The organism is Methanocalculus natronophilus, assembly GCF_038751955.1.
GTDB classification, from domain to species: Archaea; Halobacteriota; Methanomicrobia; order Methanomicrobiales; family Methanocorpusculaceae; genus Methanocalculus; species Methanocalculus natronophilus.
This window is the reverse complement of record NZ_JBCEXH010000001.1, coordinates 226,266-252,757: the sequence shown is the minus strand read 5'-3', so window position 1 is coordinate 252,757 and position 26,492 is coordinate 226,266. Positions and strand designations below refer to the sequence as shown.

Annotated in this window: 32 protein-coding genes; 13 read left to right on the top strand and 19 right to left on the bottom strand. The window is 54.5% G+C overall.

The window, feature by feature from the left end:
* The first annotated feature begins 17 nt into the window (after nucleotides 1–17).
* Nucleotides 18–536: a DUF365 domain-containing protein gene (locus ABCO64_RS01360; RefSeq protein ID WP_253457713.1), complete on the top strand. Its 519-nt coding sequence runs from the start codon at nucleotides 18–20 to the stop codon at nucleotides 534–536.
* A 24-nt stretch (nucleotides 537–560) separates the two neighbouring features.
* On the top strand, nucleotides 561–1,088 hold the full coding sequence (locus tag ABCO64_RS01355) for a TATA-box-binding protein (RefSeq protein ID WP_343089170.1): 528 nt from the start codon (nucleotides 561–563) through the stop codon (nucleotides 1,086–1,088).
* Between the two features lie 73 nt (nucleotides 1,089–1,161).
* On the opposite strand, the gene ABCO64_RS01350 is transcribed toward ABCO64_RS01355, so the two are convergent.
* The 3 genes from ABCO64_RS01350 to ABCO64_RS01340 all read right to left on the bottom strand — a co-directional run bounded on the left by ABCO64_RS01350 (nucleotide 1,162) and on the right by ABCO64_RS01340 (nucleotide 4,635).
* On the bottom strand, nucleotides 1,162–1,986 hold the full coding sequence (locus tag ABCO64_RS01350) for a hypothetical protein (protein WP_253457707.1): 825 nt from the start codon (nucleotides 1,984–1,986) through the stop codon (nucleotides 1,162–1,164).
* Nucleotides 1,983–2,540, bottom strand: coding sequence for a DUF488 domain-containing protein (locus ABCO64_RS01345; RefSeq protein WP_253457704.1), 558 nt, complete (start codon nucleotides 2,538–2,540; stop codon nucleotides 1,983–1,985). Before ABCO64_RS01345 ends, ABCO64_RS01350 begins: the two co-directional genes overlap by 4 nt.
* Nucleotides 2,541–3,054: 514 nt before the next feature.
* Complete coding sequence (locus tag ABCO64_RS01340; RefSeq protein WP_253457701.1) at nucleotides 3,055–4,635, bottom strand: AAA family ATPase; 1,581 nt, start codon at nucleotides 4,633–4,635, stop codon at nucleotides 3,055–3,057.
* A gap of 323 nt (nucleotides 4,636–4,958) precedes the next feature.
* Between ABCO64_RS01340 and ABCO64_RS01335 the strand changes: the two genes are divergently transcribed.
* Complete coding sequence (locus ABCO64_RS01335; protein ID WP_253457698.1) at nucleotides 4,959–5,195, top strand: DUF7557 family protein; 237 nt, start codon at nucleotides 4,959–4,961, stop codon at nucleotides 5,193–5,195.
* Entirely contained in the window at nucleotides 5,182–5,475 is a 294-nt protein-coding gene (locus ABCO64_RS01330) for a type II toxin-antitoxin system RelE family toxin (protein WP_253457696.1), read from the top strand. The genes ABCO64_RS01335 and ABCO64_RS01330 overlap by 14 nt, the downstream gene beginning before the upstream one ends.
* A 133-nt stretch (nucleotides 5,476–5,608) precedes the next feature.
* Here ABCO64_RS01330 and ABCO64_RS01325 read toward each other — a convergent pair whose 3' ends face one another.
* Complete coding sequence (locus tag ABCO64_RS01325) at nucleotides 5,609–6,100, bottom strand: hypothetical protein (RefSeq protein WP_343089169.1); 492 nt, start codon at nucleotides 6,098–6,100, stop codon at nucleotides 5,609–5,611.
* On the opposite strand from ABCO64_RS01325, the gene ABCO64_RS01320 reads away from it, so the two are divergent.
* Nucleotides 6,073–7,002, top strand: a complete 930-nt coding sequence (locus ABCO64_RS01320; RefSeq protein ID WP_253457693.1) for a helix-hairpin-helix domain-containing protein — start codon at nucleotides 6,073–6,075, stop codon at nucleotides 7,000–7,002. The two genes, ABCO64_RS01325 and ABCO64_RS01320, sit on opposite strands and share 28 nt — an antisense overlap.
* Nucleotides 7,003–7,078: 76 nt before the next feature.
* On the opposite strand, the gene ABCO64_RS01315 is transcribed toward ABCO64_RS01320, so the two are convergent.
* The 4 genes from ABCO64_RS01315 to ABCO64_RS01300 form a co-directional block, all read right to left on the bottom strand.
* Entirely contained in the window at nucleotides 7,079–7,597 is a 519-nt protein-coding gene (locus tag ABCO64_RS01315) for a hypothetical protein (RefSeq protein WP_253457691.1), read from the bottom strand.
* Complete coding sequence (locus ABCO64_RS01310) at nucleotides 7,594–7,827, bottom strand: hypothetical protein (RefSeq protein WP_253457689.1); 234 nt, start codon at nucleotides 7,825–7,827, stop codon at nucleotides 7,594–7,596. The genes ABCO64_RS01315 and ABCO64_RS01310 overlap by 4 nt, the downstream gene beginning before the upstream one ends.
* A 2-nt stretch (nucleotides 7,828–7,829) precedes the next feature.
* Nucleotides 7,830–9,065, bottom strand: a complete 1,236-nt coding sequence (locus ABCO64_RS01305) for an AAA family ATPase (RefSeq protein WP_253457686.1) — start codon at nucleotides 9,063–9,065, stop codon at nucleotides 7,830–7,832.
* Between the two features lie 69 nt (nucleotides 9,066–9,134).
* A complete protein-coding gene (locus tag ABCO64_RS01300; protein ID WP_253457684.1) occupies nucleotides 9,135–9,629 on the bottom strand; it encodes a TspO/MBR family protein in 495 nt (164 codons plus the stop codon).
* Nucleotides 9,630–9,691: 62 nt separating this feature from the next.
* On the opposite strand from ABCO64_RS01300, the gene ABCO64_RS01295 reads away from it, so the two are divergent.
* Both ABCO64_RS01295 and ABCO64_RS01290 read left to right on the top strand, forming a co-directional pair.
* Complete coding sequence (locus ABCO64_RS01295) at nucleotides 9,692–10,291, top strand: DOMON domain-containing protein (RefSeq protein ID WP_253457680.1); 600 nt, start codon at nucleotides 9,692–9,694, stop codon at nucleotides 10,289–10,291.
* Nucleotides 10,292–10,299: 8 nt separating this feature from the next.
* Entirely contained in the window at nucleotides 10,300–10,527 is a 228-nt protein-coding gene (locus ABCO64_RS01290) for a hypothetical protein (RefSeq protein WP_253457677.1), read from the top strand.
* A gap of 149 nt (nucleotides 10,528–10,676) precedes the next feature.
* Here ABCO64_RS01290 and ABCO64_RS01285 read toward each other — a convergent pair whose 3' ends face one another.
* The 8 genes from ABCO64_RS01285 to nifS all read right to left on the bottom strand — a co-directional run bounded on the left by ABCO64_RS01285 (nucleotide 10,677) and on the right by nifS (nucleotide 17,775).
* Nucleotides 10,677–11,243, bottom strand: coding sequence for a manganese efflux pump MntP (locus ABCO64_RS01285; RefSeq protein ID WP_253457674.1), 567 nt, complete (start codon nucleotides 11,241–11,243; stop codon nucleotides 10,677–10,679).
* A 53-nt stretch (nucleotides 11,244–11,296) separates the two neighbouring features.
* Entirely contained in the window at nucleotides 11,297–12,475 is a 1,179-nt protein-coding gene (locus tag ABCO64_RS01280) for a HEAT repeat domain-containing protein (RefSeq protein ID WP_253457671.1), read from the bottom strand.
* Between the two features lie 101 nt (nucleotides 12,476–12,576).
* A complete protein-coding gene (locus ABCO64_RS01275) occupies nucleotides 12,577–13,413 on the bottom strand; it encodes a thiamine pyrophosphate-dependent enzyme (protein ID WP_253457668.1) in 837 nt (278 codons plus the stop codon).
* Nucleotides 13,410–15,044 (bottom strand): 2-oxoacid:acceptor oxidoreductase family protein, encoded by a 1,635-nt coding sequence (locus ABCO64_RS01270; protein ID WP_253457665.1) that lies wholly within the window; start codon nucleotides 15,042–15,044, stop codon nucleotides 13,410–13,412. The genes ABCO64_RS01275 and ABCO64_RS01270 overlap by 4 nt, the downstream gene beginning before the upstream one ends.
* Nucleotides 15,045–15,060: 16 nt before the next feature.
* Nucleotides 15,061–15,789, bottom strand: coding sequence for a formate dehydrogenase accessory sulfurtransferase FdhD (gene fdhD, locus ABCO64_RS01265; RefSeq protein ID WP_253457662.1), 729 nt, complete (start codon nucleotides 15,787–15,789; stop codon nucleotides 15,061–15,063).
* Nucleotides 15,786–16,106, bottom strand: coding sequence for a divalent-cation tolerance protein CutA (gene cutA, locus ABCO64_RS01260; RefSeq protein ID WP_253457659.1), 321 nt, complete (start codon nucleotides 16,104–16,106; stop codon nucleotides 15,786–15,788). The genes fdhD and cutA overlap by 4 nt, the downstream gene beginning before the upstream one ends.
* 57 nt (nucleotides 16,107–16,163) lie before the next feature.
* The gene (gene nifU, locus ABCO64_RS01255; protein ID WP_253457656.1) at nucleotides 16,164–16,586 is read right to left on the bottom strand and encodes a Fe-S cluster assembly scaffold protein NifU; all 423 of its coding nucleotides are present in this window, start codon (nucleotides 16,584–16,586) and stop codon (nucleotides 16,164–16,166) included.
* Between the two features lie 7 nt (nucleotides 16,587–16,593).
* Nucleotides 16,594–17,775 carry a cysteine desulfurase NifS gene (gene nifS / locus ABCO64_RS01250; RefSeq protein ID WP_253458165.1) on the bottom strand — a complete coding sequence of 394 codons (1,182 nt, stop codon included), beginning with the start codon at nucleotides 17,773–17,775 and terminating at the stop codon, nucleotides 16,594–16,596.
* Between the two features lie 110 nt (nucleotides 17,776–17,885).
* On the opposite strand from nifS, the gene ABCO64_RS01245 reads away from it, so the two are divergent.
* Genes ABCO64_RS01245 through ABCO64_RS01225 form a run of 5 tightly spaced genes read left to right on the top strand, consistent with a single transcriptional unit; the run spans nucleotide 17,886 to nucleotide 23,357 of the window.
* Nucleotides 17,886–19,034: an LL-diaminopimelate aminotransferase gene (locus ABCO64_RS01245; RefSeq protein ID WP_256472481.1), complete on the top strand. Its 1,149-nt coding sequence runs from the start codon at nucleotides 17,886–17,888 to the stop codon at nucleotides 19,032–19,034.
* A gap of 2 nt (nucleotides 19,035–19,036) precedes the next feature.
* Entirely contained in the window at nucleotides 19,037–20,332 is a 1,296-nt protein-coding gene (lysA, locus tag ABCO64_RS01240; protein WP_253458159.1) for a diaminopimelate decarboxylase, read from the top strand.
* Nucleotides 20,317–21,642, top strand: coding sequence for an OB-fold nucleic acid binding domain-containing protein (locus tag ABCO64_RS01235; protein WP_253457653.1), 1,326 nt, complete (start codon nucleotides 20,317–20,319; stop codon nucleotides 21,640–21,642). Before lysA ends, ABCO64_RS01235 begins: the two co-directional genes overlap by 16 nt.
* A 54-nt stretch (nucleotides 21,643–21,696) precedes the next feature.
* Entirely contained in the window at nucleotides 21,697–22,671 is a 975-nt protein-coding gene (radA, locus tag ABCO64_RS01230; RefSeq protein ID WP_253457649.1) for a DNA repair and recombination protein RadA, read from the top strand.
* On the top strand, nucleotides 22,665–23,357 hold the full coding sequence (locus ABCO64_RS01225) for a phosphoglycolate phosphatase (RefSeq protein WP_253457646.1): 693 nt from the start codon (nucleotides 22,665–22,667) through the stop codon (nucleotides 23,355–23,357). Before radA ends, ABCO64_RS01225 begins: the two co-directional genes overlap by 7 nt.
* An 8-nt stretch (nucleotides 23,358–23,365) precedes the next feature.
* On the opposite strand, the gene ABCO64_RS01220 is transcribed toward ABCO64_RS01225, so the two are convergent.
* Both ABCO64_RS01220 and ABCO64_RS01215 read right to left on the bottom strand, forming a co-directional pair.
* Entirely contained in the window at nucleotides 23,366–23,614 is a 249-nt protein-coding gene (locus ABCO64_RS01220; protein WP_253457644.1) for a PRC-barrel domain-containing protein, read from the bottom strand.
* A 104-nt stretch (nucleotides 23,615–23,718) separates the two neighbouring features.
* Nucleotides 23,719–24,597 carry a CBS domain-containing protein gene (locus ABCO64_RS01215; protein WP_253458156.1) on the bottom strand — a complete coding sequence of 293 codons (879 nt, stop codon included), beginning with the start codon at nucleotides 24,595–24,597 and terminating at the stop codon, nucleotides 23,719–23,721.
* A gap of 52 nt (nucleotides 24,598–24,649) precedes the next feature.
* On the opposite strand from ABCO64_RS01215, the gene ABCO64_RS01210 reads away from it, so the two are divergent.
* The gene (locus ABCO64_RS01210; protein WP_371922852.1) at nucleotides 24,650–25,627 is read left to right on the top strand and encodes an NOG1 family protein; all 978 of its coding nucleotides are present in this window, start codon (nucleotides 24,650–24,652) and stop codon (nucleotides 25,625–25,627) included.
* Here ABCO64_RS01210 and ABCO64_RS01205 read toward each other — a convergent pair.
* Entirely contained in the window at nucleotides 25,563–26,489 is a 927-nt protein-coding gene (locus tag ABCO64_RS01205) for a presenilin family intramembrane aspartyl protease PSH (RefSeq protein ID WP_253457641.1), read from the bottom strand. The two genes, ABCO64_RS01210 and ABCO64_RS01205, sit on opposite strands and share 65 nt — an antisense overlap.
* Between the last annotated feature and the right edge of the window lie 3 nt (nucleotides 26,490–26,492).

The window sequence follows — 26,492 nt, the reverse complement described above, 5'->3', positions numbered from 1 at the left end:
ATACCAACGAATCGTTTATGAGGACCGACGAAACGACCCTCACCGGCGTCACCAACGCCACCAGCGTTACCGGCGTCACCTTCCCCGTCCCGAAACAGTATATGCACCGGTTCTTCTCCGGGGGGAAGACCGTCTTTGTGAAACCGGCGACTGTCTTCAAGGAGCTGCGGCGGGGGATGCGGCTCGTCTTCTACCAGTCGCACGAAGATACCGGGTATGTGGGGGAGGCGACGATCAGGCGGATACTGATCGCAGCAGATCCCCTCACCTTCTATGACACCTATGGCGACGCCGTCTTTCTCACACGGGATGAGATGGTCGCGTATCTGGAGAACCAGGAGCGGTGGAAGGCCGTCCGGGTCAGGAAGGGGAAGGAAAATGAGAATGGAAGTGAGAATGAGAATGTGAATGGGAGTGAGAATAAGAGCCGGAAGCGGGACTGGATGGCACTCGAGCTTGAGGATATCCGGGCGTATAGGACGGTGCAGAAGCCGGAGCGGTTTGTGCCGGTTGGGGGACAATATCTAAGGGATTAATGACAACACTCTAACCAGCCTTAAATGAAGATCATTAACATCGTCTGCTCCGGCGACCTCCACCAGACAATATCATTTCAGCGGCTGGAGGAACTTCCCTCTGCATCGTATAGATATGATCCCAAGCAGTACCATGGGGCATATATCCTCATCTCCGGCGGCAAAGTCACCCTGTATCGAAGTGGGAAATATATCATTTATGGTCTGAAATCCCTTGACCAGATCGACGGAGCCTTTGAAGAGTTCCTCTCCATCATCTCTTCCATCATCGATTGTGCGGCGGCATCCGATCCATTGTCGGTGCCGAAAGTGCAGAATATCGTCGGGATGGAAGACTTCGGAGTGCCGATCAACCTCTCCCGGTTTGTTATCGCAGAAGGAATGGAGCAGGTCGAATATGAGCCCGAGCAGTTCCCCGGTGTCGTCTACCGGGGGGAGAGGGGAACCGCTCTCCTCTTTTCATCAGGGAAGGTGATCTTCCCCGTTTTTAAGGATCTGGATGTGATGGAGGCGTTTTCAGCTGATCTGAAGGAGAGGGCTGATCGGATCTGAGAGGTGGTGCCAATTCACGGCCGTACCATGAGACCTCTCTTATCGTCCTCATCTCAGCTTTATCCTTACTCCCCTATGAAAAATCACTGAGAGATTTAACTCTGGTTATTGGGGATATTTTGTCATTTTTAGGGTAATATAAGCCTATTATGAGCCATGTTGGTTGGAGTGAATGCATGCCTACGAAAAAATATAGGTTCTTCTCTCTCATCTCGCTGAAAAACTTCAGGTGGAGCTTTTCCCAGAGGAGTTGCAGATCCTGGTATTTTCTCCACCAGCTTCGATATGATTCAAATAGCTCCCAGTCAAGGCATTTAATGTCGTGAGTTTTTCCATCAACACATCCATCGCATTTGAATTCATAGGCAAATGGATGAGGGAGATCCGCAATAATCGGTATTCTTTCACTGGTCAGGGACTGTTGATATTCTGTTGAGAGGGGAGGCTCCTGTAATGGTTCCCTTGTATAAAATCTTAGAATTTCAGTTGGTTTGATGAGCCCCAGTGATGTTTTATCTGTTTTATATTGTTCCATAAGAACTTCGAGAGAAGAAGCAACTTTTGGTAGCAAAATCCGGTTTCTCTCATCCCATGGGGCGTGTCCCGCTCTCTTCCCGGAGGAGAGCGACTGATCGAGTACCCGGATTGAGTCGGGGCGAACCCGATAACTCTCCTTCCTTCCCAATTTCTCATCAGTTGCCTTTTGACACTCCACCTCTATCCAGTCATATCGACTGATTTTTTGAGAGCCGGTAAACAATGAAATAGGCATTGGATATAATCGAATCCACTCCCCCTCATCTGTTACTCCCGCAGTACACACAGATGAACCGTGCTTTTTACTTTTTTCCGGATATGCCTTCACTGTGACAAGTACCTTCTTCGTCTTCCAGGTCACAGGTCAACAACCTCCAGCCCCTCCTCCCGGAATCGCTCTGCGATAACTCCCCGGTGGCAGTCGGATGCCTTTGCCTCAAAGCAGAGCAGTGCCACTTTTTCATCTTCTGCAATGGTTTTGATGGTATTGAGACAGGCCGCTTTTTCACCTAATTCCTGGTTATATTCATGGAAGAGTCGTGCATATCCTTCATCTGTGAGGTTCTGCCGCCGGGTGCTCTGGATGCCAAGTTCAGGCATATGGAGGTAGGTGATTCCCATATGTTCAAGATAATTTGAGATCTGCTTCTTTGAGAAACCATATTTCATACTGAACGCATTCCTTCGCACGTCAATTACTTTTCCGACTTTTGAATCGATGAGGACCGAGAGGAAACGATCAATACTTTTCCCCTCATATCCGATTGTGACAACACCGGTTTCATCCCTCTCGTACGGTTGCCGCTTCTCTATCTCAGAAAAAATGGTGGTTTCCGGATACTGTGAATAAATATACTCAATGAGTTCCCGCTCGGTTTTATCACCAAACTGGCGTACTACCTGATCGATTGACATCTGGATAAAACGATCCGGGAAGGGAAACTCATGATTGAGGGACGTAACTATGGTATTTGTTTCAAGCAGGTACCCGTCCCTCTCCAGATGGCTTATATCAGTATACAGCTGGAATGAAAACGGGCCGTACCTGTAAGGTACAAAATCATAAAGGGGATTATCCTGTGATGCCAGGAATAGTAGTTTGACCAATTGTAATTTTGTAAGGCTTTGTTTTTTACCAAGCAGATATAAGAGAGCCCGCTTCTTTTTTGTTATCATAGTATATGGAAAGAGTCACATTTTAGCGCTTATATAACTGGCGGGTAGGATGCGAAAGTGATGAAAATTGGAGTTCGACAAATTGGATAATTTCGATAATCGGATGATTGGGTAATTGGATAATTGGATAATTGGATAATTGAGAGGGAAGTGAATTCTCTGTTCTTTCCCTATCCCTTCTCTATTCCTTCCGTATCCCTTGCCTATGCCTCACAAATCTTCCTGCCCCTCCCCTCCCCTCTCCTTCTCCTCTCTATCCTACCTCCCCTTCCCTTCTCCTTCTCCTCTCTATCCTACCCCCCTCTACCTTCCCCCATACCTCCTCATAGATCTGCCTCATCTTCCGGGCCGGGTGCCGGAGGGTGATCTCGCTTGTCCGGCCTTTCGCCTGCCTGACCGTGATAGTGATGAGTGAGTAGTTGGCGAGGGTGTGGAGATGCTCATAGAAGGACGAATAGGAGAAGGAAGCACTGCCGTTTGCGCTACTACTTGGGCCGCCCCCATGGCCGCCCCCATGGCCGCTCACATGGGTGCTACCGGGACCGCTGCCGGTGTGGGTGGTGGAGCAGGTGGCAGCGGGGGTGGCGGTGTTGGAACCATAGCCAGGGCCCGGTTCGCCCACGGCAGATGCATCTGCTGATGATGGTTCTGCCCGGGGCCCAGAGAGAGGCTCCCCTGCCATCACCCTCAGGAGGCGGGCGTAGACCCTCCCGGAAGTCGGGGGCATGGACTCATCATATTCTGTCCCTTTATTCGCCCGTCCAGACGTCTCTTTAGCACTACTCTTTTTGTCTTCTTTACCCAGCCTCCCCATCTCCCCTCTCTCCTTCTCCTCCCGCGTCTTCGTCTCCTCCCGTCTCTCCTGTTCTGCTCGTTCGCCCTCCTCGATCATGGTGGTGATGACCAGGAGGAGCCGGCGCTCCTTTTCGGTGAGGAGCGAGACGAGGCCCCGGAGGTGCGTTGCGCTGGCGTCCCCATAGGCGGCGCTGACATCCTCTTCGGTGACGGTGATGTGCGCCGCCCGTTCGGCCCTGAGTACTGAGCGCTTGAGGAGGTCGATGCCGACACGGAGATCGCCTGCCTCTATGGTCTTATCGGTGATCAGGTCGAGGATCTCAAGGGGAAGAACACCCGGATAGACCGCTCTTCTGACCCGCTCCTTCAGGATGCCCTGTACCTGTTCCGGGGAGTAGGGGGCAAAGAAGACCTCTTCTGCAAGGAGGCTTGAGATAACCGATCGATCGAGCGTCTGCCGGATATCAAGTGTGAGATCGCTCTCGACCAGGATCAGGGAGGCACGGCACCCGGGATAATCGAGATACATCCTGAGGATCGAGGAGATGACCTGGCCCGCGGTCTTCTCATGGATCAGGTGGTGGATATCGTCAAGGCAGACCAGCAGAACGACGTTCTTTGAGAGAAGTGCCTTTGCAACGGCATCCATCAGGCGCCTGAGGGGGATGCCCGAACTCGGGGGAGCATGGCCGACCAGCTCCAGGTAGATCAATGAATAGACCGCATATGCTGTTCTGCTCCGCTGGCAGTTCACATACACCGGAACGAGGTTCGTGCTGACCTGCCTGATCTCGGTGAAGAGATGGTGGATGCAGGTCGTCTTGCCAGTGGCAGGCAGGCCCCGGCAGAGAATACTCGTCGGCCGCTGGCCATGGAGGCCGGGCCTGATATGGAATGCCATCTCCTCAAGCTCTGCATCACGGAAGAGCACCTGGTCTGGCACGTAATCGCATTCGAGGATCTCCGGATCCCTGAGAAGCGGCTTGTCGTGGCATCTGAAGTGGCGTGACATGATCGTTGAACTGCCTGCTGAATACATACAACAAAGAACACCTGCAAGGTAATAAGAAGTGAACCGTGCAGGATGAAAGTGAATTACCCCTCTCTCAAAGTGCCTCATCGCTATTAGCCTGATTTATACTCCACCGGAAATATCCAACAGGAACACGGAGTTCAAAACATGTACCAGCACCAGATATTCCGGTCTCCCTGATACCAATATCGGTGAGGCCCAGGCTCTCCCTGACCAGAAACAAAAAAGGATGGTGCATAGAGAGAAGAGACTGCACAGTACGAATAGAGGGGATTGGGTACTATTGTAGCCGTTACCTCTATTACCTATAGGTGCGTAGTAATATTACTATGCAGACAGCGACCTCCATATACATCAGAAATGACCTGAAGGATCAGCTGAAATCCCTCAAAAAGCATCCGAAGGAGTCATATAATGATGTTATCGAGCGCCTGCTCACCCTTGCCATTGATGAGGAGCCACTCAGTGAGGAGGCAATCATTGGCCTTGAAGAAGCTCTTGAAGAGATCAAGGCAGGGATGTTCATCTCCGAATCCGGGATCATGAAGAAATATGGAGTTCAGTGATCCTGTGGTTACCTATACTATCAGGTATACCCCTCGTGCAGATCGGGATCTTGAAAAATTACCAAAAGAAACTGCCCGGATGGTTGTTCGCAGGATTTCTGAGATTAAAAATGCCCCCTATCTCTCGATTAAGAAGCTGAAGGCATCGAACCCACAGCATCCAGTCTATTCTCTCAGGATACGGCGCGATATCAGGGCTCTTGTATCCATTCATGATGATATTGTAATTATACATGTTCTCGAAGTCGAGTCCCGGAAACGATCATATCGCGACTTTTGAGTGTGCGATTTGGATCTCTGATTGATTGTAGCCTTTGGTGGCCTTGCATCCAGTGGCCTTGCATCCAGTGGCCTTGCATCCAGTGGCCTTGCATCCAGTGGCTTTGCATCCGTTGGTCTTGCATCCGGTTTCCTCACTGTTCTGCTCTCTTCCTGCACCCCCCACCCTGATCTCGGTGAAGAGATGGTGGATGCAGGTTGTCTTGCCGGTGGCAGGCAGACCCCGGCAGAGAATACTCATCGGCCACTGACCCTGTACCCTCTTCCGATACAACTCCCAAAACCACACCAATACAAGCTCCCGACTCACCATCCCCAAACAGGCTGCCGATACCAGCACCGATACAACCCCCCGGCTCATCATCCCCAAACAGGCTATCGATACCAACACCGATACAACCCTCCGTCTCACCATCCCCAAACAGGCTATCGATACCACACCGCTCCGATACCACACCGCTCCAAGCTCCCGACTCACCATCCCCAAACAGGCTATCGATACCACACCGATACTGACCCCGGTACGTAAACCAGATGGAAGCCCCGATACAAACAGCATTATAGAAGGTCGAACCATCAATCGTCAGGGAGAGGTTGGATGCAGAGGAAAAAACACGAAGCCACACGATCAGAGGACGCAGTTGCCAATGTCATAGGCGTCATCCTGATGGTCGGTCTCACGGCGGTTGCAGCCTTCATTGTCCTGGCCTCACTCACGGGCTCAATCGGCCTTGTGCAAAAACCCTCCTTCATTGTGGCAGATGCAGCTGTTCTCGAGGATACAAATACGGAATATATCGCAGTGCAGCACCAGGGGGGTGATACCGTCTCTCTGTATGGCACGGACAGGGCATCCGGCCGTCTCGCTGAGATCACTCTTGCATATGGAGGGGCAGCCCCGGCTCGGGCAATCGCAGACACGCCTCTTACCTGGAGAGCCGGCGAGTCCGTCTATCTCTATACGACAATAACAGATGGCCCAAGGATCACAAGGGACAGCGCCAGGGCCGCAGCGCTGGGTGTGGGATTTGATGGGAACACAGTTGATCTTGTCATCTCTGATCCCGTTTCAGAGGTCATAATTGCAATGATGACCCTTCCGGTACAGGGAAGAGAAGCACGGCCAGGCCCGGGCATGGTCAATATCAATACCGCATCAGAAAAAGAGCTCCAACTAATCAAAAATGTCGGTCCTGTTATTGCAGGTCGGATCATCGGTGACCGCCCCTTCGCCTCGGTTGATGACCTTATACGGGTCACTGGAATTGGAGAGACAACTCTCCAGCAAATCAAAGCCCAGGGGATCGCCTATGTCGGTGACACACCGCAGCCTGCATGGGTGAATATCAACAGAGCCTCATTTGCCGACCTCACATTGATCAGGCATATCAATGAGGCACGTGCCCAGCAGATAATCGAGCTCAGGCAGGAGAGTCCCTTCGCTTCGGTCGATGATCTCACCAGGATCGATGGTATCGGACCGGGGCGTCTCCAGGATATTAAAAACCTGGGGATTGCAATAGTATAAGACACGCGGGGGGCCGGGCATTCATGTCTGCCATGATCGAAAACCCGGTTCGAAACCACCTTCGCGTATCCTCCCTCTACTCCAGACACTTCCAGTAAAAGAATGAGAACGACCGGTTCTTCTCCCTGGCAACCTGGATCGAGTACCGCCTGATGATCTCGATGAAGAGATCGATCCGCGACCCGTAGTGATCCGGTATCATCTGGTTGAACCGCTCCTTTGTCACCCGGTCTGTTCCGGGGAGCGGCCTGAGCCCGAGGATCTGCGATGCATGATCAGTGAGCCCGGCAAGGTACCATCCCTCGATCTCTTTGATGACAACGATTACCCTGTCGGTGTCAAGATCCCTGTACCACCCTTTCAGGCGTTTCTTCTTGGCACGGACATTGCGGTCAGTATCGATATCCGCAACCATCAGGTAGTCATCTCCCATCGCCCCGATGCCCCGGATGAAACCATCCACCCGGACATGCTTCATCCCGGCATAGGCGATCAGTTCAACACTCGCATACCCTTCCCGGAGCTCGTGTTTCAGGACACCTTCGAAGAACCTGATATCATCAGATCCTTCCAGAAAGACAAAGAGCCGGTTCATGGACCCGTGGCACCTGCCAAACCCGCCAAACCTGCCATTGCCGCAATCCCCGCAAACCCCCTGCCAGGTACAACCATCCCGGCTACAACCATCCCGGCTACAACCATGCCAGGTACAACCATGCCGGGTACAACCATGCCAGGTACAACCATACCAGGTACAACCATACCGGCTCCACCGCTATCCCGAACCGTCACTATCCTGCCGGCAGCAGAGTGATCCACCATCATCGTCACAGCCCAAGCAGGTTCTGGATATACAGCTCCTCCAACCCCACCTCGTTCTTCAGGAACGTCCTGACCTCCTCGCGGTATGCAGGCTTTGAAATCACCGAGAACCCGTCAGCATCCCGTGAGATGAGGAGGATATCCTCAATATCTGCATGCCGCACAACCCCGGGATTGTGGGTTGTGATCAGGATCTGCTTATTCCGGGCGGCATCGGCAAACATCGAGACCACCTTTCCGATCAGGTAGGGATGGATATTCTTCTCCGGCTCCTCGATGACGATGAACGGCCTTTCATCAAAGTAGAGGGCACAGATCAAATTGATCACATTCACGGTTCCGTCAGAAATCACCGAGGACGGCAGTGTCTGGTCATCCCCGTACCGCTCGGTCACCGTGAAGTAGATTGACGAATCCATGAACTTCCGAACATCGACATCCCGGACAAATGGCAGAAGATCCTGCATCAGGTTTGAAAACCGCCTCTTCTTCTCTGGATCAGCCAGGATAGTCTTCAGGACAAGGGTGAGGTTTGACCCGTCCTCCTCGAGATCGCTCCTCCCGGCAAGGGGGATTGCCTTTCTCGGGGTCCTGGGATCGAAATCATAGATGGCAATATCTGCGAAGAACCGCTGGAAACCCGGCAGCGGGATCATCAGCGGGTTCTCGATGAGGAGCGTCCCCTCCTTTGGCGTATTGCTCTGGAGATACGGCGGGATGATCTCGGAGATATCAATCCGTATATCATCTGCTGTATTCAGCTCATAGAAGACGCCGTCTGAGGTATGGGTGATAACAAGCTCCCCTGCCCGGCTCTCCCCCTCCCCTTCTTCAGGCCGGCACGAACACCAGATATGGAGCCGGTCATCGAGAATATGATACCCCCCTTCATGGGTGCCAAGTGAGAACGTATAGTCGATCCCGTTGAAGGTGAGGATATGCCGGTTCCCGTTAGTATCCCGCACGCCCCTGAAGACTCCAAGGTCATTCTCAAAGACGATCCCAAGCCTGGTCGGCAGATCGCTCGGAATCCTCGTGTTTTGGATATACTCAGCTCCACCCTGGAGAGAGATGGCATTCCCGAGGCCATGTCGGGCAATATCCCGGAAGAACCGCAGTATACGGATAAAGTTTGTCTTGCCTGCGGCATTTGTGCCAATCAGGATATTGTATGCGTCCAGATCCACTGACAGATCCGAGAAACTCTTGAAATTTGTGCAACTCACCTGTTTAATCCGCATATCTGATCTCACACCCTCTTCAGCCGTTCAATGCCACCCGATCCCATTATTGACAACACAAATCTCACGTCAGGGGTTCAGCAGGTAGATGGATGCATTCAACAGCGTTGCAAAACTGACCCATGCGATATAGGGGATATTCAGGTACGCGGCAACCGGCCTGATCCGGTAGAAGGCAATGATCATCCAGAGGATCAAAAACCACAAAATCACGATACAGATGAGCCCAAGGAGCGGAGACGGTATCCCGAAGAAGAGGAACGACCAGATCGCGTTCACAAAGAGCTGAAGGGCGAATATGCCTGTTGCGACCCTGACATCCCGCCGTTCCCATCCGACTTTGAGGATCAGAAAGATCGAGATACCCATCAGGATATACAACGTCGTCCAGGCAGGCCCAAAAACCCAGTCGGGAGGAGTAAACCAGGGCCGTGTAATCGTCTGGTACCAGCCTGCGACATTTGCAGCAGTCGCAAAACTACCGATTGCACCTGCAGAAAGAGACAGCAGCACCGTCCCGATAAGGAGCGCAACGTCACGGAGGGATTTCACTGGAGATTCCATATGGTTCTCTGTATACCCGGTAACAGAAAAACTTTTCATCTCCCATGGCAAGCAACATCAGTATGAAGCAGTTGGCTCTACTCTTCTCTCTACTCTGTCTCTTTGTATTTCTCTGTGGCTGTGCTGAAGCACCACCGCCAGGGGATCAGGTCGTTCCCGAACAACCCGTCACAGAAGACTGGGTTCCAGATGGTACTGTGGGTGAAGGCGAGTATCACTACTCTCAGCAGCTCTCAGACAGCATGACAATTCACTGGAGAACCACCGAAACCACCCTTCAGATGGCGCTTGTCGGCAGGGCTGAAGGCTGGGTCGGCATCGGATTTGGCACCGGTCGCATGGCTTCCGGAATCGATTATATCGTCGGGTACGTCGATGGGGATGCAGTCGTCAGGGACATGTACAGCGAGAGTCCGCGGTGCCCGATAGTTGCGGATACCGACCTTGGTGGAAGAGATGATATCATCAGATCAGGCGGAAGCCAGCGTGATGGTATAACCACAATCGAGTTCGAACGCCCCCTGGATACCGGGGACCCCTATGATCATGTTCTTGAGGCGGGTGAGGCAATCCCAATCATCTGGGCACTCTCAGACACACATGATATCGGGGTCAGGCACCGGGAACGTGGCACTGCCACCATAACACTTCGGGAGGTCTAGAGAAAGACATGATGCTCCAGACAATTGCATACACCCAGGTATTCGGCCTCTCGCTGCTTGCAGTCCTTGGGATACTTCTCCTCGTGAGCCTCCTGACCACAGCCTCAATAGCGGTGCTGAAGAGGAGTGGCAAGATTAAGGTGCCATTCACCTGGCACTTCTGGATGGCCAGACTAACAATTATGATTGCGCTCGTGCATGGGATACTCGGGCTCTCGCCCTATCTCGGGCTCTGAATAGCGGATTACGCAGCCGTGCCGGAACCCGGCACCCCGATTCTTTTCTTTTCTTTCTCCAAAACGCCGGTTCTCCGGGTTTCATCTGGCTTATTCGGAGCAGGAGGGTATTCCCGGATAGTCTCATCTTCTGCGTGGCCTGTCCGTTTTCAGGCTCCGGCAGCCAGGCCTTCGAACAGGATATTCAGGCCTATCCCGATCAGGATCAGCCCGCCAACGAGCTCCACTCTCTTCCCAAGGTATGGGCCAAAGGTTCTGCCGCCCCAGATCCCGGCAAGTGATGCAGCTGTTGTCACGACCCCGATGACGACTGCGGCATGCAGAATCGGGATCTGGAGCACCGCAAACGTCACCCCCGCTGCAAGCGCATCGATACTTGTTGCTATGGCAAGTACAACAACCGTCGAAAACGAGGTGATCGAAGCACCTGGCTCGCTCCCATCACCCCACAACGACTCATAACACATCTTCCCCCCGATCAGAAGAAGGAGCAGAAACGCAACCAGGTAGCCATAGGGATCGATAAGCCCGCTGCCAGCCTCGCCTATCAGGTATCCGGCAACCGGCATCCCTCCCTGGAAGAGCCCGAAGATCACTGCCGCCCGGAGACCATAGTACCAGATCTTCTCCTGTATCGTGGCACCGGCAACAATCGATACCGCACAGGAGTCGAGGGCAAGGGCAACAGCAATCAGGAAGAGGGTGATCTCATTCACACCAGCTCAGTGCTCCCGGCTGCACATCCCTACTGCCTGGCAAAGGAGCATCATCACTCCTCTTCCCGGCGAGCGGACTCATCCTGCTTTGGCAACAGTGATCGGTAGACGAGATCGGTCTGGCCAAGTGAGACAAGAATCTCACCTGCCACATTGCGGATACTGAGATCCGGATGGTTCAGGGCCTCTTCAAGCGGCCTGACCGACAGCTCCCCAAGACTTCGAATCGCCCCGGAAAGCTCTTTTCTGACCATATGATCTTCATCCTTGAGTATCTCTATCAGTGGGCCAACCGCAGGCTCCCCGATTGCCGCTGCCTTCTCCCACTGCCGGGACGCAATGAAGTACCGGACCCGGCAGGCATCATTCTCCGGGTACCACTCAAGCCGGTCAAGGGCAGATGCCGCCTCCATCCGGACATAATGGTCAGTGTCTCTGAGTGCGGATACAAGATGCGGTACCGCACCCGTATCGCCAATCCCGCCAAGTGCATGAACTGCCGCCCCCCGGACACGGGCATCGGGATCCGAAAGCGCCCCGACCAGATCCATCAGCGTGGCAGGATCCCCGATCTGGCCAAGTGTCCGTGCGGCATTGACCCGCTGCACATGGTAGTCATCACCAAGCAGGTGTGCAAGCACCGGGACTGCCTCCTTCCCGCAGGCTGCAACTTCTTTCCACTCGCCAGTTGCAGCCAGCCGTGCCGCCCTCTCACGATCATCTGCCGGCTCGGCATCGAGGTGCTGAAGAGCCAGTGCTGCTCCCCGGCGCTGGATATGGGATGGCATCAGGAGCCCTTCTCTCAGGTGCGGTAGTGCCGGGGTTCCGATCCCAACCAGGATAGTGATCCCGGACTCGATCTGCTCACCCTGCAGCAGAGGAAACCGTTCAAGAAGCGGCATGGCAGCTGCCTCCCCAATCGAAACAAGTGCAAGAGCAGCATACCCGGACTGCTCGTCAGTACCTCTTGCAAAAAACTCAAGCAGGGGGGAGACGGCAACCTCTCCTGTCGTCTCCAGAATCCGGACTGCACCTGAACGCACCAGCGTATCCGGGTCAACTGCAAGCGCTACAATCCCCTCACATGATCCCGGCATCAGGTCAAGGAGGGCTGACCGTGCACCAGAACGGATCTCCTCATCGGAATGTTCAACTGCCCTGACCAGCCCCCGGATATCTTTCTTATCATGTAACTTCTCAATATTTGGCCGCAATATATCGAAGAAAGCCATGGAAGCCTCTCACGGTACAGTACACATGTATTTGTATTTAAATCTGGCTGCACGTTCCCAGGCGTTTCCGGCACCCGGATCGGCAAAAAAAATTGGTAAAATTATCTTCCCGAGAGTGCGTTTCTGATGATGCCGGTTCTGTCGATTGTCCCCTCTTTTCCGGCAAGCATCCGTTCCTCAAAGGTCATTGCATCACGCGTATACAACACACCAAGCGCAATCCTCCCCGGCCCGGTATAGTTCCATTCACGGATCAGCTGCTCTGCTGCATCCCTGTTTGTGGGATCATGATCCTCTGGCGTATACACGTGCTCATCATAGCAGTCGTGGGCATCATAGAAGCTTGCACAGACCTGGAGCACCTCGACAAACGAGAACCCCTTGTGCTGAACCGCCTGCGTAAGCACCGTCTGCATCCCCTTCTTATCACGGGAGTAGCAACGGCCGATGAAGGTCGCACCAGAAGCCAGCATCAGGTCAAGCGGGTTCAATGGATCCTCCTGTGTCCCTCCGGGCGTGGATTTTCCTGCAAACCCTGCCGGGGAGGTGGGGGTGTACTGGCCGGTTGTCAGGCCATAGACGCGGTTATCATGGATGATAACGGTGATATCAACGTTTCTCTTCGCAGCAAAGATGAGGTGGTCAAGGCCTTCGGCATAGGCATCCCCATCACCTGCCGAACAGATCACCGTCAGTGCCGGGTTTCCCAGGTGGATCCCGGTTGCAACCGGGATACCCCTGCCATGGATCGCATAGAAGCTGTTCGTCTGCATATAATCGGCAATCTTTGCATGGCAACCGATCCCCGAGACTATAACCACCTCTTCAGGTGGCACAGACGCTGCCAGCAGATCCTTGAGGGTATGCTGGATCACAAAGTTCCCGCATCCCGGACACCAGGTATTCTGTGCATTGCTGATATAGTCGGATCCCTTCATTGCAACACCTCCTGTATCCTCAAAACCAGTTCACTGACTCCAAAGGGCCGGCCGCTGACCGATCCGATCCGGCGGCTGGAACGGTACCCATACGTCCGGAGGAGAGTGTTCAGCTGGCCGGTGGCGTTCTCCTCAACAACAATAATCTCTTCAACTCCCCGGAGCGATGTCCCAAGCTGGGCAAGCGGGAACGGTTCAAGGACGATCACCCGCACCACCCTCAGACCAAGCCGCTCGCCTGCTTCCCGGCAGACGCCGGCAGTTGATCCGAAACAGACCAGGGCAACCGGGGCATCAATAACTCCTTCAACCTCAACACAGCCGAAATGCCCCATCTGCTGCTCGAGTGCAGCACCTTTTCTGATCAGCTTCACAGCAGCAACCGATGCTGTATCAGGGTCTTCGGTTGTTATCCCCTGCTCATCATGCGTATAAGAGTTCACCTTCACCACGTTTCCTTTCAGTGGAGGCGGGATGAACGGGGAGATGCCGTCAGGGGTGCTGCAGTAGCGGTGATATGTCTGCGGAATGGAGATTGCTGATGGAACCGGCATGGGAAATTCGAGATCGATAGCAGCAGATGCCGGGTGTTCCCCGAGGTTCTTGTCTGAGAGGATGAATGCCGGTATCTGGAACTGCCAGGCAAGATGCAGTATCCGGGCAGACCACTCGTATGCCTCAGCCACTGTCCCGGGTGCGACAACAAGCCGTGGAAACTCGCCATGGCCCGCATGCAGGACAAACCCGAGATCACCCTGTGACGAATAGGTCGGCATCCCGGTGGAGGGTCCAGGCCTCATCGCCATCACGATGACAACTGGCTGCTCTGCCATGCCTGCAAGCGACACCCCTTCGTTCATCAGGCAGAACCCGCCGCCTGATGTCCCGACAGCCACCTTTTTGCCGGCATACGAGAGGCCAAGCGCCATCGTGATGACGGCGATCTCGTTCTCGGGATGGATCACAAGGAGCGGTGTGCCCTCTGCCAGGGTTGCCATTGTGTGGAGGATGGAGGAGGATGGTGTCATCGGGTAGGAGACATAGGCGTCAAGGCCGCCCCGGATCAGCCCAAGTGCGATCGCGTCGTTGCCGGTGAGTATCGGCAACCCGTTGCCAGGCGACACCTCAATTGGCATCACCTCCTCCCCGGCATGGTATCCCCGGAGTGCAAGCCGGATATTCCCATCTGCCTTCTTCCCAAACTCATGCCGGATCGCATCCTCCATGATCTCAGGCGGGATACCAGCAGCCCGGCAGAAGGCACCGATCAGCACAGTGTTCCGTGCAATGGGCGGGCTCTTCTCCTCCCCGATGATCGTGGTTGCGGGGATTGCAGTTCCCTCTGCCTTCACAACATCAGAGTCAAAGATAACCGCACTTTTCCCTCCATGCCGTCTCACCGTCTCCTGGTCAAGTGCGCAGACGATATCCGGACTCCCGGACACCGCCCCTCTCTCATCAGCCGACCCACGGATGACCGCATAATTATGGCCTCCCCTGATGAGCGAGGGGTAATCATAGTACATATAGATCCGGTAGCCGGAATAGGAGAGGATTCTCGCGAGCAGAAGCCCGGCCTTGTTGATACCCTCCCCTGCCTGGCCGCCGATACAGACAGATATATCCTTCACTTATGTCACATCCTGGTTATTTTACCGCTCCGATGACCCGCTCCGGGTGTGTATAGATGGTGAACCGGCCCTCGCGGGTGAAACAGATGAGTGTTATTCCGCTCTCGTCAGCCGTCACAATACCCTGATCAGTTGAGGCTGCACGCGAGACGATGATTGGAATCCCCGCTTCAGCAACTTTTGCAACCATTCCCGATGGCTGCCTCCCCGTGCATCCGATGATACAGTCTGCGGGATCAAGGTTGTGTAAGACCGCATGGCCGACCACCTTGTCAACGGTATTATGCCGGCCGATATCCTCGCACCGGATTGCCAGCTCGCCTTTATAGAAGAGAACCGATGCGTGGAGCGCACCGGTCTTCAGCCAGGCATCCGAGTCTATGGTCGACCTGACGAGAAACACCGTCTCAGGCAATACCCGCTGGTTTGAGAGAACCTTTTTTGTACCGCTCCTGCTCGTGAACCCGCCTGAAGACTCAAGCACCGCGGCAAAATCTCCTGTGACGTCTGCTTCGACGAAGATATCATGCAGCGAGACCTGCACATCCATAACAGCATCTGCTATCCCCGAACAGATGACAAACCCGGCGCCAAGCTCACGGAGATGATCAGATGATGCGACCATCCGGACGACTTCTGTTCCATTGACATGGATCCTGAATGTCTCCTCACAGACAATACTGTCATCTATCTCGGTAAACGATCCGTTTTTATAGAGAGTCCCGGTATGCCGCTCAAGCCTCATCCACGCACCTCTGATCCCACCCAGTCAAGGTAGGACCTGTTCCCGTCATCAACCCTGACAGCCAGCACTTCCGGTACATCATAGGAATGGATCTCTTCGATCCTCTGGATCAGATCCCTGCTCTGTTCTTCTGTTGTCTTGCAGATCAGCAGGTGCTCTTCTTCTGCGAGAACCTCTCCCTCCCACCGGAAGACCGAATGAACAGGGGTGATATTGACGCATGCAGCACGCCGCTCTTCAATTATTCTCCGGGCAATCGTCTCTGCCTCTCCCGCGGGGGCAGTACAGAGTATCAGCACAACATCAGTCCGGTCCATAGGCAAATCATACCATCAGGTGCGGTCTCCTGTAAAAAAAGATTGGGTCAGATCACTCTACCCGTCCACCTTGCAGTCATCACAGGCATCCGACTCCTCCTCCCATGGAGGAAGCCCCTGCTTCTCCCGGTAGTTATTGATTGCCGCATGAATCGCCTCCTCGGCAAGCACCGAACAGTGCAGCTTCTCAGGCGGCAACCCTTCAAGCGCCTCTGCGACCGCTTTATTGGAGACGCTCCAGGCCTCTTCAAGTGTTTTGCCAATGATCATCTCGGTTGCCATCGATGAAGACGCAACCGCTGCACCACAACCAAATGTCTGGAATGCCGCATCCTCGATCTGATTATCCCGGATGGTGAGGTACATCCGCATGATATCGCCGCATTTCTGGTTGCCAACCTCGCCGATCCCATCGGCATCCGGAATCTCCCGCTGGTTGCGGGGATTCATGAAATGATCCATTACCTTTTCAGAGTACATGATTCTCTCACCTGCTCCTGAGTTCTGCCGGTGTCAGCGGGGACATATCCCGCAGCCGCTGCACCACCGTCGGCACAACCTCAAGTACTGTATCGATCTCCTCGTCTGTCGTCTCTTCCCCAAGTGTCAGCCTGAGCGATCCGTGGGCAGTCTCATGGGGGAGTCCGCAGGCAAGCAGGACATGCGAGGGCTCAAGCGAACTCGAGGTGCAGGCACTCCCGCTGGATGCGGCGATCCCGTGGGCATTCAACAGGAGCAGTATCGACTCCCCCTCGATATACCTGAAGACGACATTGACATTATTTGGAAGCCGTTCTGTCGGGTGGCCGTTTGCCTGGCTCTCCGGTATTGTGAGGAGCCCGTCAAACAGCCGCTGCCTGAGCCGGATCAACCGCTCTGCCTTGTCTGGCAGGTCTGCTGTCGCACGATTGATCGCTTTCCCAAGACCAACGATACCGGGGACATTCTCTGTTCCTGCCCGCCGCCGCTTCTCCTGTGCACCCCCATGCAGGAGCGGATGCAGATAGACACCCCTTTTGATATAGAGGGCACCAACACCCTTTGGCCCGCCGAACTTGTGGGCAGAGACCGAGAGGAGATCGACATTCAATGTATTCACATCAACTGGAATCTGGCCGACAGCCTGCACCGCATCGGTATGGACGATCACCTTCCGGGCACGGCCGATAGCCCCTATTTCCTGTATGGGCTGGATCGTTCCGATCTCGTTATTGGCAAGCATCACGGTGATAAGGATTGTATCGGGCCGGATCGCGTCTTCCACATCTTTTGGACTCACCCGGCCGTATTCGTCCACGGGAAGCGTGGTGATCTCGTATCCTTCCTTCTCAAGAGCCAGACAGGTATGCAGGACGGCATGGTGCTCGATTGCCGAGGTGATAATGTGCCTGCCTTTCTTTGCATGGGCTCTGGCAACACCACGTATCGCCCAGTTGTCAGATTCAGTTCCGCCGGAGGTGAAAAAGATCTCCTTTGCATCTGCCCCAAGCGCAGCTGCAACCTGCTCCCGTGCCAAATCAACAGCAGTGCGCGAAGCCCCAGCCAGATCATACAGTGATGACGGGTTCCCGAAATGCTCATTGAAATACGGGAGCATCGCCGATACCACATCGGAATGGGTTTTTGTTGTTGCAGCATTATCCAGGTAAATGAAGCGGTTCTTCTCCATCCTCCACCTCGTTTCATGGTAATGCTTCATGGCGGTATAGACGTTTTGGAAACGGATCATCCTGTCGCCTCAGTGATTCTTAAGTACCGTCAGATTGAACTATACACATTATGTATGCAGACAGACTAGACAACCTACCTCCCTATCTTTTTGCAACGATAGATGAGATGAAAGCAGCAAAGATCAGATCAGGTGTCGATGTCATCGATCTCGGCGTTGGCGATCCCGATCTTCCGACACCCCCGCATATCGTCGAGGCGCTCTGCACCGCCGCACAGGACCCGGCAAACCACCACTACCCCTCGTACCTTGGCCTTGGCACCTACCGCGAAGCCGTTGCCACCTGGATGAAGAAACGGTTCGGTGTCACAGCAGATCCGGGTTCAGAGATCATCACCCTGATTGGATCAAAAGAAGGGGTCGCCCATGTCCCCGAGGCGTTTGTGAATCCAGGCGATGTCGTCCTCGCAACAGATCCAGGCTACCCGGTCTACAAGACATCAACCCTCTTTGCGGAGGGGATCTGCCACCCTCTTCCCCTCCGTGAAGAGAATGCGTTCCTCCCGGATCTTGATGCAATCCCGGCAGCTGTCCTGAAGAAGACAAAACTCCTCTTCTTCGGGTATCCGAACAACCCGACTGCAGCAACTGCTCCGATGAAGTTCTTTGACGAGGTAGTCGAATTTGCCCGCGAACATTCAATCGTCGTCGTCCACGACAACGCGTACTCCGAGATCACCTTTGACGGGTACCGGGCACCATCCTTCCTTGAGGCAGACGGTGCAACTGACGTTGGTATCGAGATGCACTCCCTCTCAAAAACCTATAACATGACCGGATGGCGTCTTGGGATGGCTGTCGGGAACAAAGATATCATCGCAGGGCTTGGCCGTGTCAAGACCAACATCGACTCAGGCGCATTTGATGCAATCCAGCTTGCGGGTGTCGCCGCACTCACCGGCCCCCAGGACTGCGTGGCAGATGCATGCAGGATATACCAGGAACGGCGGGATGTCATGGTCAAAGGACTTCAAAGCCTTGGATATGATATCACTGCACCAAAAGCGACATTCTATGTCTGGCTGAAGGTTGATGATTCGATGAAGTTTGCCGCAAGGCTCCTTGACGAAGCGGGTATCGTGGCAACACCGGGCATCGGGTTTGGCGCATCCGGCGAAGGATATGTCAGGTTTGCAATCACCCGATCAGTTGAGCGGATCACCGAAGCGGTCGGCCGGATGGAGGGGATGAAGCAATGACCCTGACACTCCCAGCCCACCTCTCCATCAAAAACAGCCATCTGCACACCGGATCCCATGATCTCACCATGCTCGCCGGGAAATACGGCACCCCGCTCTTTGTCACAAACGAGGATCAGATTCTTGAGAACTACCACGCATTTGAGTCCGCACTCACCGGTATGTACCCCCGCACCCGGCTCCTCTTTGCAGCAAAGGCAAACGGGAACCTCGCGGTGCTCCGGGCACTTGCCGGTGCCGGTGCAGGCGCAGACGTCTTCTCCTCAGGTGAGCTGCACCTTGCGCTCCGGGCAGGCATGAAACCGGAACGCCTGCTCTTCAACGGAAGCTCGAAATCATCTGACGATCTCCGGCTTGCCGTTGAGACGGGTGTGCGTGTCTCTGTCGACTCAACCGATGAACTCCACCAGCTTGGGCAGGTGGCATCAGAACTCAGGAAGACTGTCCAGATAGCATTCCGTGTTAATCCGGCACTTGAGGTGCCGACCCATCCAAAGATCGCAACCGGCCTTGCGACCACCAAGTTCGGGATACCGGCAGACGGGATTATCCCGGCCTACCAGGAAGCCCATAATATGCCATATGTGGTTCCGGTCGGGATGCACTGCCATATCGGATCCCAGATCCTGGATGTCGAGCCGTTTGCCCGTGCAGCCGCCGTCATGACCAGGGTGGCTGGTGACGTCACCGATCTCGGCGTAAACTTGGAATTTCTGGATATCGGCGGCGGCCTTGGCGTCCCGTACCAGCGTGCAACCGATGTTGCACCAACACCACGTGACTATGCAGACGCAGTTATGCCCGTCTTCCTTGACGGCATCAACGAGATCGGGATCTCCCCCGAACTCTGGGTCGAACCCGGACGCTGGCTCCTTGCCGACTCAACGGTCCTGCTCACGAAGGTCAACTCGGTGAAACGGGCATACAAGACCTTTGCCAATGTCGATGCCGGTTTCAATCTCCTGATCCGCCCGGCGATGTATGACTCATGGCACGAGGTCATCATGGCAAACAAGGCAGATGCACCAGGCAACGAGACCGTGACAATTGCAGGCCCAATCTGCGAGACCGGGGATATCATTGCAGGAGATCGCCAGCTCCCGACACCGGAAGCAGGAGATCTTGTCGCGGTGCTGGACACGGGCGCATACGGGTTTGCCATGTCCTCCCAGTACAACGGAAGGCCACGGCCGCCAGAGATTATGGTGAAAGGAGATCGGGCCGAGGTGATCCGGAGAGGCGAGACACTTGAAGATCTCGCTGCCATGATGGTAACGCCCTCGTGGCAGCAGGAGTGAGTGGATCGGTTGTGGGCTTCCATTACGCGCTTGTCGACGATATCCTCACCAGGGAGGACTTTGACCATAAGATCGAGGAGAAGGTAGCCTCCTATGGCGGTGCCATCGATGAGACGGCAGCTGCGCTGCTGGTGGTAGAGGAGACCGGCAGGAGCCACCAGAAGATCAGCTCCATCACCCCTTCCCCCTCCCTTGTCTCACTGTATGGGAAAGTTGTCCACAGGACCGATCCAAAAGAGTTCACCCGTGACGACGGGTCACCGGGTTGTGTCGCGCGGATCGAGCTTGCTGATGAGACCGGCACCATCCCGCTTGTCCTCTGGGACGAGATGGCTGCAGGTGTACCTGAACTCGAAGATGGCATGGTCCTCGAAGTGATCGGCAGGCCAAAAGCAGGACGGCAGACCGAGGTGCATGCTTTAGCCGTCAGGGAGACTGCTGTTGCCATCACGCTTCCGGAGAAGAGAGGCCATAGCTCCTCATCAACCGCAGGGATCGATGCCCGGGTACTGGCAATAGAGCCTCCACGGAGTTTTCAGCGCAAAGACGGAGGCGCTGGTGTTGTCCAGGAGGCGATCATCGGGGATCCGACGGGGTTTGCACGGTTTATCACCTGGGATCCTGCTCTTCTTGAGGGAATCGTCGAAGGCTCATCGATCCGGATAACAGATGCGGAACGGCGGGCATCAGATGATGGCATCGAGTATCTTGCAAGGGATGCAACCGGGATTGAGCAGATCCCAGGTGAGATAGAGATCTGCTATACCCCGCCAGGACAGGTCCTGGATAAAGGAACCTATACTGTCTGTGGAAGGATCACCACCATCCATCCGGTGCGCCCCTTCACCACGCGGCGGGGAGATTCGTCCTGGGTGCGGAACCTCTTCATCGAAGGAGGTCTCCGGATCGTGATCTGGGGAGAGCGGGCATGTGATCCCCTGCTCCCGGGCGAGACGATCGCGGTTTATAATGCAAAAGCACGCCTGAACAGGTATGGGGACGTCGAACTCTCTGTCGGGTTCGGGAGTGCGGTCCGGGTCATCCGCGAGGAATGCATGGAGAGGGAGCTTGTCGGGGTGACGGTCCTCTCCCCGGAAGGCCTCTCCTTTGCAACAGCAGATGCACTCTCTATCCTGGAAGGTGCAGCCCTTCCGCTTGCCGCACGGTTCCGCCTCAGCGGAGAGCTCTCAGGAAGCCGGTTTATCGTCAGATCAGAGGAACTCCTGCCACCAGATGATATGGCGGATCTCCTGGAGCGGGTCTCCCGGCTGGCCCCTGATTCACTTTCACCCTCCATGGTCAGGGATTGATAAGCTCTCGATCACAAGATTAGCATTGTATCTCAACAGGAGGAAGAAGATATTATGTCAGAGATCGATCTCGAAGACCTGCCCGGTGTTGGCCCGGCGACAGCTGACCGGCTCCGTGAGGCAGGCTATACAACCATTGAGAGTATTGCCACCGCATCACCTGTGGATCTCGCAGAGGCTGCAGAAATCGGTGAGGCGACCGCAAAGAAGATGATCAAAGGCGCCCGGGAGAAGGCCGATATCGGCGGGTTCAAGACCGGCACTGATGTCCTGATCAGGCGGCAGGAGGTGAGGAAACTCATGTCCTTTGTCCCCGAGTTTGACGATCTCCTCGGTGGCGGGATCGAGACCCAGGCGATAACCGAGCTGTATGGCGAGTTCGGATCCGGGAAGAGCCAGATCGTTCACCAGATGGCAGTGAACTGCCAGCTTCCCGAGGACTGTGGCGGCCTGAGCGGGAGCTGCATCTATATCGATACAGAGAATACCTTCCGTCCCGAGCGTATCACCCAGATGGTTGATGGACTTGAGGTCGATTGTGATGTTGGAACTCCGGAAGATTTCCTTGCAAATATCCATGTTGCAAGAGCACATACCTCAGATCACCAGATGCTCTTAATCGACTCTGCACGCGATATGGCAAACGATCTGAAACAGACAGACAAACCGGTCAAGCTCTTCATCATCGACTCGCTTACCGGCCATTTCCGTGCCGAATATGCCGGCAGGGGGACGCTTGCCACACGCCAGCAGAAACTGAACCGGCACCTGCATGAACTCTTCAAACTCGTGGATGAACATAATGCGGTTGCCCTTGTCACAAACCAGGTGATGTCAAACCCCGGGGTCTTCTTCGGCGATCCGACAAAACCTATCGGCGGCAATATCGTCGGCCACTCGGCAACCTTCAGGCTGTATCTCCGCAAGAGCAAGGCTGGCAAGCGGATCGCCCGGCTCGTCGACAGCCCAAACCTTCCTGACGGTGAAGCGACCTTCATGGTTGAAATGGCAGGGATCAAACCGTGCTGAAGGCAGTCGTCTGTGATATCGATGGTACCCTGACGGATCAGAACCGGCGGATCAGCACCAGTGCAATTGAAGCGCTCCGCTACTATATTGACCGTGATGTGCCGGTGGTGCTTGCCTCAGGCAACACCCTCTGTTTTCTCGATGCGCTTGCCAAGATGATCGGAACCGGCGGTGCGGTCATCGGAGAGAACGGCGGTGTCTTCCGGCCGGGCTTTAACCAGGAGCCGCAGACAGACGGCGATCGATCGGTCTGCCTTCAGGCATATGATCGCCTGGTCTCCCACTATGCTGACCAGGGAACTGACCTCATCCCCTACAGCATGGAACTCAGATATGCCGATGTGGCATTTGCCCGCACGGTACCAGTAGAAGACGTCAGATCCCTTCTCTCAGATCTCTATGTCCGGGTTATTGACACAGGCTTTGCCATCCATCTCCAGACACCCGGGATATCAAAGGGGACGGCGCTTCGACGGCTCGCACCGCTCCTCTCCCTTGCCCCGCAGGATTTTCTGGCAGCAGGGGATTCTGATAATGATCTCGAGATGCTCCAGGTTGCCGGCTACTCGCTTACAATGGCAAACGGGAGTGAACGGGTGAAAAAAATAGCGGATATTGTTACTGAGCGCCCCTATGGTGACGGGTTCTCAGAAGGCCTGCTCTCTCTTCTTGAACGCTTCGGATAACCTGAGTCTCACCTGAGCATATAGCGGTCAACGACGATATAGTCCTTGATATCCTTGACAGCCTCAAAGGGAATCAGCATACAGTTGTCATCAAGCTTGTAACTCGTGGTGTCAAAGGCGGCATCCGGTTTTACGATCAAATTCAGAACCTCACCGCTGGCAACATCGATAATGATATTCTTCAGCTGCCCAATCACCTTGCCATCACTGCTCATAATCTTCTTGCGCCGAAGCGTACGGGCAAACGCCTTTGTCATAGAATGAAGGTTGGCTGATAACTATTTAAACTATTCCAATTCTTCAAATGAACTGCAGGGATTCCCTATCCCGGATACACAAAAACCTTTGGTGGAAGATGTGCTTATAATGTGGGAAATACCCTGATAATATCCGACTGGGTCAGGATGCCGACCGGCCTGCCCCCATCCAACACAATCACCCGCCCGATCTCGCGCTCTTTAAACCGCCGTATCACCTCGTAGAGGCGGGTATCTGCCTGGACTTCGATGACATCATGGGTCATGATCGTGGAGACCGGGGTGTCTGGCGAAAGATTCCTGCCTATCGCCTCTGCAATATCGGTCAGGGTGACAATCCCAAGCAGCTGATCGTCCAGAATAACCGGGACCCCTCGAATCCGGTTTTTGGAACAGACGTCTATTGTCTCACGTATTGTGTTGTCAGGGAGCACGCTGATGACAGGCGTGCTCATATAGGAGCGGACCGCTTTCTTTGGCAGCGACGTCATCTCGGATATCGAGATGAGAAGCGCACCCTGGATCTCATCACGGCCAAAGACCTCGCCCCGGATCATCAGCTTGTTCACCGGGGTTGGCCCGACGGTAATCTCTTCACCAATGGCAAAATCCCTGATACTGCCGATAACCCTGATAAGCGAATGGCAGAGGTCGGGGTGGCAGAGCGTGGTAAACCCGATCTCGGTGACCCGCACCCCTTCTACCGGTATGCCGTTTCGTGTGATGGTCACTGCTGCCTCATCATCAGCAGATTTGATACTCAGTTCCCTGTATGCTGCCGCAGTCGGATGGTATCCACCTTTTGGGCCGGGCACGCCGTCCACAAGCCCAAGCGCCTTGAGTGCCTGCATCTGGTTTCTGACCGTTCCGGGATTTCTCCTGATGATGCCGGCGATATCGTCTCCTTTGATGGGATGAGAATGTTGATGATAGAGTGAGATTAAGGTTATAAGAATATCTTTCTGGATGAGTGAGAGATCCATACTAAGATTGTTCATCTATATCCTGATAAATAGATTTGGGGAAGCAGAACTGATGTTTGATACCATACCAACAGTCCCGACAGCCGACGAGATCCTTGACCGGAGTTTCCGGCGTGCCGCAAAAAAGATGCGGGAAAAGAAGAATAAAGACCGTGCAAACGAGGAATTTGTCCGGGCAGTCACCCAGGCCGTTCACGACCGGCTGGTCTCGATCATCCAGAGCTTTCCCGAGTTCCATACGATCCCGCCGTTCTATCGCGATCTCGTGGATATCCTCTTTGGCATCGAGGAGATGAGAAAACGGTTCGGTGCAGTCGGGTGGGCTGCCAGAAATACACGGGATATCGGGATGGAGAGGGCGCGATCCATGCGCCGCTCCCCGGATAAACCAAAGGTCCGAAAACAGGCAGTGGCACGGATCGCCTCTGTCGTCCACCAGATAGATGGTGATCTGCGGTATCTGAATGATGCACGAAACATCCTCAGGAAACTCCCGGTTGTCTCGGCTGATGAGTTCACGGTTGTTGTTTCCGGATACCCAAATGTCGGGAAGAGCTCGTTTATCAGGCTCGTCTCAACCGCAACTCCCGAGGTTGCATCATACCCTTTCACCACCAAGGGCGTCATCGTCGGCCATCGCGAACTCTCATGGCGCGAGCGCGTGCAGTTCATTGACACGCCTGGTATCCTTGATGCGGGAGGAAGCAGGGAGAGGAATGCAATCGAGAAGCAGGCATTAAATGCCCTCATTTATGTGGCAGACGTCATCCTCTTCATCCTTGATCCAAGCGAACACTGCGGATACGAACTCTCTACCCAGAAGCAGCTCCTCGCTGAAGTCAGGGGACTGGCGCATGCCCCGGTTCTGGTTGCAGCAGCAAAATCTGATCTCAGGTCATGCCCTGGCATCCTGAACATGTCAGCAGTATCCGGGGAAGGGGTGGAAGAGGTGCTGGACGCCGTTCTTAGAGAACGACCAGCCAGGCCCACTCGGACACAAGGGCAGACCCTGCAAGAAAACCAAGAATAGCCCCGCCATTCAGTGGGGGAAGCCCTGCCTGCGGCTTCCCTGAGAAGACCATGATCAGGAGGACGCCAAGGCCGATGAATGATCCAACTGCAGCTCCCAGTGCCGGCACCGGATCTGCGAGAAAGGTGAATGCGGATACAACAAGGATAGCAGGCATAATTGCATCCCCCATCCCCATCAGAAACGTTCCCCGCTCCCGTTTGGCCTGCTGTATTCCTTTGTCATCAGTGCCTCGTCCTTCTTCAGGCTGGGCAATCTTCTCATAGGTTCCGGTATACCCGCGTTTCTTCGGGATGATGAAGAGGATCGGCATCTTCTGCTCCATCACGCCTTCTGCAAGCGTTATCATGTGTTTTGTCCGGTAGACCGAGATCGCATCATAGACTGCAAGGATTGCTAGCAGTATAATCACCGGCAGCACTGCAAGCGAAGCACCAAAGATGGCAGCAACCCCTGAAGCAAGGATTATCCCAAAGAAGTTGATGATATACCACCGGGGATATTTGAAGAGGAGTGTGACTGCTACTCCGGCAGATGCAACGGCTCCGGCAAAAGAAAGGATGCCATCGCCGATCAGGTGCTGGAGAATTGCCGAGAAGACATAGATATAGGTGAGAAAGATAGCACCGCCGATGATAAGCGAGATCAGGTTCTGCCTGGCCTGCCGGATGAGCAGCAGGAGAAGCGAGGTGATGAGAAGAATTATGGCCAGGAAGATGAACGGGTTTGCCATTGAATCCGGGTCTTCAAATGCGGTCAGGCCTGCGTCGTCCACAGGTGCTGCGAGGAGCACCCCGCCGATCATGACGGCGAGGAAGATGATCGGCATGCCGATGATTGCGGGTAGGTTTTGTCTGTCCATCTG